Below are 2,980 nucleotides of genomic sequence, written 5' to 3'. Positions count from 1 at the left end.
TGGCGCGAAAGGACTCCGTCCCGCTGGCGCGAGCGGCCAGACAGCCGGAAAGCAAATGCAGTGCCACAGCAGCCATGGGCAGATTTGACGAGACAGGTTGACTTCAGTATGGAAGAGATTGGAAGTGGAGGATTCCAAATCGTGGCAGAGTGGTCAGGCTCTCACTTGCGCCTTGCTCCAAGAAAACCCCTGGCCTGGAGTGCCATCAACTGGTTGACCTAAGAACCGAGGGAACTGTCGGATGAGCGGATTTGAGCTGCCTTTGACGGTGGAAGTGTTGCGTTGGTTAGCGGGCGGTCAGTTGGCCGAGCGCCTGGAGCGGGCCGTGCGCCTGTGGGTACTGCTCCACTGCCTCTATGGCGAAAACCGCTGGCCAGACCTGCCGGAAACCTTTGGCTACACCCACATTCGGGATCGCTTGCTCTCACCACGGCACCCCAAGCAGGATCTGGCACAAGGGATCCCTTCACCCTGTCCTGATGTTGACTGCATTTGCTGGAAACCCTTGAGGTTTTGGCTGAAGGATCCCAACCTATTGGCCGCCTTAAAAGCAGAAGTTCCGGATCTGGAAGCGCTGCTATCTGCTCAACCCTTTCACAAGACCCACCGCACCCTGCGCAAAGAGCTGGATTACCTGGCTGCCCGGGGTTGGCTGCAACAAATTCAGGCCAACTCTAGGCGGAGAGATAATTTTCGCTGCCGTGCGCCGGGGGATCGTCCCCAACTGCCCGTATCTTCATCGGCTTTGACCTTATCGGGCCATCAACTGGAACAGATCTATCACATCCTCAGCGATGTGGCCTTTGTACATCCAGATGTGCAGGTTTTGCTGGATGAAATCTGGGAAAATCAAAGGACTCCGTCCCGCTGGCGCGATCAGCACTCGCAGCGGCGGCTGTTTGTCTGGTTTGAGTACATCCTCTCGGACGAACAGCAAGAACGGGTGGATGAATATCAAAGCCAGCTAGAAGCCCTTTGGGCCAACCCAGAAGCAGGGGTGATCGGTTTTGACTACGCCACCCGCCAACATGGGATCCGGCGTATTCTCACCTATCCGGTCTGCCTGTTTTATGCCCGCCGCGCCAAGTATTTGGCAGCCTTTGGCCAGCTTCCCACCCCCGAAGGATCCCTGGGCTGGCACAATTTTCGGCTGGATCGGATCCAGTCTGAGCGCCTGGCGGTGATTCCCTGGGACGCTCCTTCCATTCCGCCAGAGCTGGCAACCCGCAAACGGCAGAGGAAGCTGCCCAGCCCAGAGGAAGTCCAAGCAGCATGGGAAGAAGCCTGGGGATCCGATTTTTACCTGCCCAAGGCATTGTTGATCCTTCGATTTTCCCCGGAGTTTGCCCGTCGCTATGTGGAAAGCACAGTGCGACATCCCACCTTCCAGCCCATTGCCTACAAGCGGATCCCGGCTTTGGTGCAGCAGGCAGTGGCGGATGCGCGGGAGCGCGAACAGATTTTGAACATTGTCCGGCAAAGGCCAACCAGCGACCGGTACTTCCGCGCCTGGGTACGGGTGGGAGATACCAATTTCACCATGCGCCTGCGGGATTGGCGGCCCAACGGCGAGGTCATCGCTCCCCTGGCCTACCGGGAACAGATGGCTCGGGAAGCCCAGGCAGAGCTGCAGTTTTATCGCCCCGACCTGAAGCTTTCTTGACCTTCCTGCCCATGACCACCCTCTACCTAACCGAGCCGGGGACTGTGGTTCACTGCCAAAACCAAACCCTGCTCATTCGCCGCCGTGGTCAAGAGCAGCTTTGCCGCCTTGCGGAGGTGGAGCTGGTGGTGGTGTTGCCCGGGATCCAATTGACCAGCGCAGCTTTGGCCCAACTGCTGGATCGAGGCATCGAAACCATTTTTTTGCGTGCGGATGGCGGTTTTCGCGGTCGCCTGCAGGGATCCTTCTCCACCAACTCTGAGATCCGTCTGGCCCAGTATCAGCGGGCCTACTCCCCCTGGGGGCTGAGGTGGGCCAAGGTGATTGTGCGCGGCAAGATTCGCAACCAACGGGCAATTCTACAACTGCACAACCGGGCTACCCGCGGCCAAATTGCCCCCTTACAGGAGGGTATTGATGTTATCGCCGCCTACCTGCAACAGTTGGATCGCTCCACCACTCCTCCGGATCGAGAAGCGCTGATGGGCCTGGAGGGCATTTGCGCCCGCACCTACTACCAATCCCTGCAACATTGCTTTCCGCCTGAGTGGAACTTCACTGGCCGCAACCGACAGCCGCCGCTCGACCCGATCAACGCTCTGCTCAGTTGGGGCTACGGGGTGCTGCTGGCCCGCGTGTTCTCCGCAGTGGTGATGGCCGGGTTGGATCCCTATCTCGGCTTTTTCCACGCCAACTTGCCCTACCGCCCCAACCTGGTGCTGGACATGATGGAGGAGTTTCGACCCTTGGTGGTGGATTGGGCTGTGCTCCAGCTTGTCAAGGCTGGCCTGCTCACGCCGGAAGACTTTGAGCCGTCGCCGGATGGGACAGGCATATGGCTGGGATCCCTGGCCAAAAAACTGTTTTTGGGAGAGCTGGAACGCCGCTTCCGCGAGCCATTGCTCTATCCTCCCCAATCTCGCCGCCTGCCCCTCAGTCAAATTGTGCTGGAGCAAGCCCGCCGGCTGAGCCGTTGCCTGGTGAGCGGTGACCTAGACTATGAGCCCATAGAGCTGCGCTGATGCTGTGGTTGGTTTGCTACGACGTGGTGGACGATAAGCGGCGACAACAGTTGGCCAAGCAGTTGGAACAGTGTTGCCAGCGGGTGCAATACTCCGTGTTCGAATGCCCACTGGACACTGCAGAGTTGGAAAACAAGCTGGAACAGTCGTGGTTGCCCCTGCTGAATCTCAAGGAAGACAGTCTGCGGGCCTACCCTTTGGATGCCGCGGCCAAGAAGCAGGCCAAAGTCTTCGGGGGGCCTCCCCCCTATGAGCCGCCGGACTACCTGATCTTCTGAGGCTCTCCACCGGGCCG

The 2,980-nt window shown here is 59.0% G+C and carries 3 protein-coding genes; all 3 read left to right on the top strand.

Translation table 11 applies throughout. The annotated features are described in order from the left end of the window. Positions 1–241: 241 nt before the first annotated feature. Genes NW856_RS13550 through cas2 form a run of 3 tightly spaced genes read left to right on the top strand, consistent with a single transcriptional unit; the run spans position 242 to position 2,963 of the window. On the top strand, positions 242–1,663 hold the full coding sequence (locus NW856_RS13550) for a TIGR03985 family CRISPR-associated protein (RefSeq protein ID WP_414400677.1): 1,422 nt from the start codon (positions 242–244) through the stop codon (positions 1,661–1,663). Continuing rightward, complete coding sequence (gene cas1 / locus NW856_RS13545; protein WP_414344134.1) at positions 1,660–2,685, top strand: CRISPR-associated endonuclease Cas1; 1,026 nt, start codon at positions 1,660–1,662, stop codon at positions 2,683–2,685. The genes NW856_RS13550 and cas1 overlap by 4 nt, the downstream gene beginning before the upstream one ends. Continuing rightward, positions 2,685–2,963, top strand: coding sequence for a CRISPR-associated endonuclease Cas2 (cas2, locus tag NW856_RS13540; protein ID WP_414331218.1), 279 nt, complete (start codon positions 2,685–2,687; stop codon positions 2,961–2,963). The genes cas1 and cas2 overlap by 1 nt, the downstream gene beginning before the upstream one ends. Positions 2,964–2,980 lie beyond the last annotated feature (17 nt).

The sequence above is a fragment of the Synechococcus sp. R3-13 genome (assembly GCF_047462195.1).
Taxonomy (GTDB): domain Bacteria; phylum Cyanobacteriota; class Cyanobacteriia; order Thermostichales; family Thermostichaceae; genus Thermostichus.
This window is presented reverse-complemented; position numbering and strand designations above follow the sequence as displayed.

Coding starts and splice junctions, on each gene's coding strand:
- NW856_RS13550 (WP_414400677.1), top strand. CDS start 242: ATGAGCGGATTTGAGCTGCCTTTGACGGTGGAAGTGTTGCGTTGGTTA.
- cas2 (WP_414331218.1), top strand. CDS start 2,685: ATGCTGTGGTTGGTTTGCTACGACGTGGTGGACGATAAGCGGCGACAA.